Here is a 3,235-nt window from a genome sequence, read left to right as displayed (position 1 = left end):
CCGACGACGCKGGCTCAGGGAACAATACATTAGGGCAGACCACTGTCAGCTAAGCCACAGCTGTCAGACTATATCTTGACTATTACAGCTAATGACCTCTCCTTTTCTGTCTAATCATTTTTTACATATTTTAATGCTTACATATTAATTCCATTTGTAGAATTTCAAAATATCAACAATGGTAAGTAGAAGCCTCGTTTATCTTTCATAATAGATGCTGTCTAGAAAAGCAGCCCTAGCATCACTTACTTGTTTTTCTTCAGTAGTCTTTGGGTTTGGGTTTAGCCACCATTCGGAGTCATATATCCTTTCAATGACTTGTTCCCAATAGCCATTATAATCAATGCTATTGTAAACTACACCGAAATCTTCACAAAATGCTTTTTGGTTCTTTGAAGTTAGGCAGAAAAAAACATCTGGTCTTTTCATTGCCAACAGCCTAGTAGCTGTAGCAATGTAGTTTCCAGGTAATGACAGTTTGAAGGTTTGAACGAAATTGTCATAGTGCTGTCGGGTGATTTGACCTTTTAATGGGATGTAGTCCAATGCAAGTGAGATGTTAACATCATTGTTAATGATTCTATTTGCAAACTGCCCTGCTCCCTTCATACTGCCGAAAAAAGCCCAATCTACAGAGCCATTAATATGAAGATGATTAGGTAGACCTGAGATAAATTTTCTTTCATCATTCGATAGCTCTTCGAAATGATTCACTTTTTGAAATAGACCTTTAGATATACTTATCACCCTAAGTCTTTCTCTTAATCCATGGGCTGTTTCGTCTTTGACTTTCTTTATAAATTCTTTCCAAGTCATACTTGATGCTGCCACTTCGTAGATGGGTTTACTAGTTTTACCGTTAGCTCCCCCATAAGTCCCTGATAAGCTATTTAGCTTAGGTCTTAGGTTTTGCCAAGCAAGTCGATATTTTGCTAGTTCATCTTTAGTAAAGTAAGCTGAATTGGCCCAAGATTCTTCAACTAATTCAAAAGCTTTATCTAATGTATCGTTATTCGCATCATCAGAACTACCTATCAATACTGTAGCTTCTGTATTCCTGGTGAATGCTTCGCCAGTGAAGTTTGCACTACCAATAAGTAGTTCCCATCTCCTGTTAGTGTCATAAAACAGATAGAGTTTCGGATGAAAAGTACCTTGTGGCTGCTTTATGAATTTCACACTGCTGTTAGTAAGAAATGTCTCTATGAAATTTGGATGTGTTTGATAGAAATGTAAACCCACTACTATCTTTTGTATCTTACCTTGGTTCTTCTTTAGATAATCAAAATGTTTAGAACTAACTCCTGCCCATGCTGTAGTCCAGTAATATTTCTGATACTGACCCATTAGTCTCTCAAATTCATTTGTAAGTTGTGCTGAGTTAATGATTAGTCTCATATGATGTTATCTAATGATGATAGCCTAGTCAAGAAGTGGAAAGAACAGCAACATAATAATGCCGTTTTACCTTTTACTATTGCAATACATAACCTTTAGTGCTTATCGAAGCTACAAATATACATAGGCCATTACATTGTGGGGTAAGGCTGGAAAAATCACCAATAATGTATTAGGTTTAATATCAATCCATGTTCCAGTATGCTGTTTCAGCGTCCTCACCATATTCAGACTTTAGCCATTCACTCTTACTCTGTGGTCTATCATAATTATTCCCAAAATGCTCTTGATCAGAGTAACCAGAGTTAAACAAATAATCTAAACGGTTCTCTTCAACATATGCGTCATGCCACTTTCTTATCAAAAGATTTTTGATAAAATTATGTTCTAAAGCCAAGATATACTCAGGTTTATCTAAAATATTTGGATGTAAAAGTAAGTCTAGGCTTAACGCAAAATTTTCAAAGTTGATAATGGAGAATAAAATATATTCTGGTTCCTTATCAATAACAACTGATACAGTATCCCCATTGTATTTCCCGAAACTCATTATATCACCAGCTTTATACTCACGTAACATAACTGCGTTTTCTTCTTCTTCAGTAACGTCTTCGTTTTTAATGTCTTTTATTCGACAACTTTCTACTAATTTTTCTAATCTAACATATAGGGAATTGCTTTCGCTAATATCAATATTCGTATCAACAGCTTTGAGTTTGGCAACATAGTAAAGTTTAACAATCTCATAGTTGATACTGTATTTTACCATATACTGCTCAATCTTTTCTACAGCAACAGCATAATCGCTATCGTTGATAGTAGCTTCTGCTTCCATAATGACTTTATCTAAAAGTGTTTTCTCAACATGTTCCAACATCCAATTAACGTTATCATTATTGGAATCTTCTAACTGATACATTTTGTAAAAATGTATTGCGTCTTCATAACTATTTAGATAGTAGTAAGCTAGGCCCATTTGCTCTAGGCATTCAAACATTGAAGGATACAGTTTGTAACCTAAAGCTGCTGTTTCCAGGGCTTCAGTGTATCTTCCTGTAATGTTCAAGCACTCAGATAAATCGCAGTATATAGACTTGCGTGGTTCAAGCGCCATACTCAATCTATATTCTATAATAGCATTTTCATAATCCTTAAGAAGCTGATATACAGCTCCTAACTTTCTATGAGCACATGAAGAGTATGAATTGAGTTCTAATGATTTTCGTAGGTAAACAGCGCTTTCAACTAATCGTTTTTTATTATTTTTAATATTTTCTAATGCTAGTACATAATAATTTCTAGCCGATGGGTTTAATAAGACTGCTCTTTGTGCGTCTCGTCTGGACTTTATATTTATCTTATTATCAATAGTGGCTCTGATGCTATAAGGCAAGTCAATGAAAAAATTATAGGCTATTGCAGAAGACAAATACTGATAAGCTATTTCTTCTTGGTCATTTAGATAGTAGATAAAGCCTTTTCCTAAATAATAATAGAAAAAGGCCTCATAATCTTCATCTTCACTTTCTTCATCATTGTAATCTTTATACTTCATTTCTATTTTCTCTATATCGATAATTAAGTTCTTTAAAACTTCATCATCTTGATTATAGAAAAAACAATAACAAGTCAGGCCTTCATGTAATTCTATTAATGCTCTTCCGAACTCTTTAACTTTGCCCTCTTTTAAATAAGCAACAGCCTTATTGAATGTTGTATGTAAATTTTCTTTCACGTTATGTTGATTTGATGTTTACATTCAATTTTAAATTATATCCCTACCCCTATGGTACGGTGTTCTTTTATAACTCATTTGATTCTCATAATAATTGCTTTT

At 34.0% G+C, this 3,235-nt stretch carries 2 protein-coding genes; both read right to left on the bottom strand.

Features of this window, described 5'->3' with window-relative positions; translation table 11 throughout:
• Positions 1–198: 198 nt before the first annotated feature.
• The gene (locus O71_RS18600) at positions 199–1,398 is read right to left on the bottom strand and encodes a phospholipase D family protein (RefSeq protein WP_007660047.1); all 1,200 of its coding nucleotides are present in this window, start codon (positions 1,396–1,398) and stop codon (positions 199–201) included.
• A 184-nt stretch (positions 1,399–1,582) separates the two neighbouring features.
• Positions 1,583–3,133 carry a hypothetical protein gene (locus tag O71_RS18595; protein ID WP_007660044.1) on the bottom strand — a complete coding sequence of 517 codons (1,551 nt, stop codon included), beginning with the start codon at positions 3,131–3,133 and terminating at the stop codon, positions 1,583–1,585.
• Between the last annotated feature and the right edge of the window lie 102 nt (positions 3,134–3,235).

This window comes from Pontibacter sp. BAB1700, assembly GCF_000277005.1.
Taxonomy (GTDB): Bacteria; Bacteroidota; Bacteroidia; order Cytophagales; family Hymenobacteraceae; genus Pontibacter; species Pontibacter lucknowensis.
This window is presented reverse-complemented; position numbering and strand designations above follow the sequence as displayed.

Bases quoted from the DNA above. Each gene is read 5' to 3' on its own strand.
- O71_RS18600 (WP_007660047.1), bottom strand. From the start codon at position 1,398: ATGAGACTAATCATTAACTCAGCACAACTTACAAATGAATTTGAGAGA.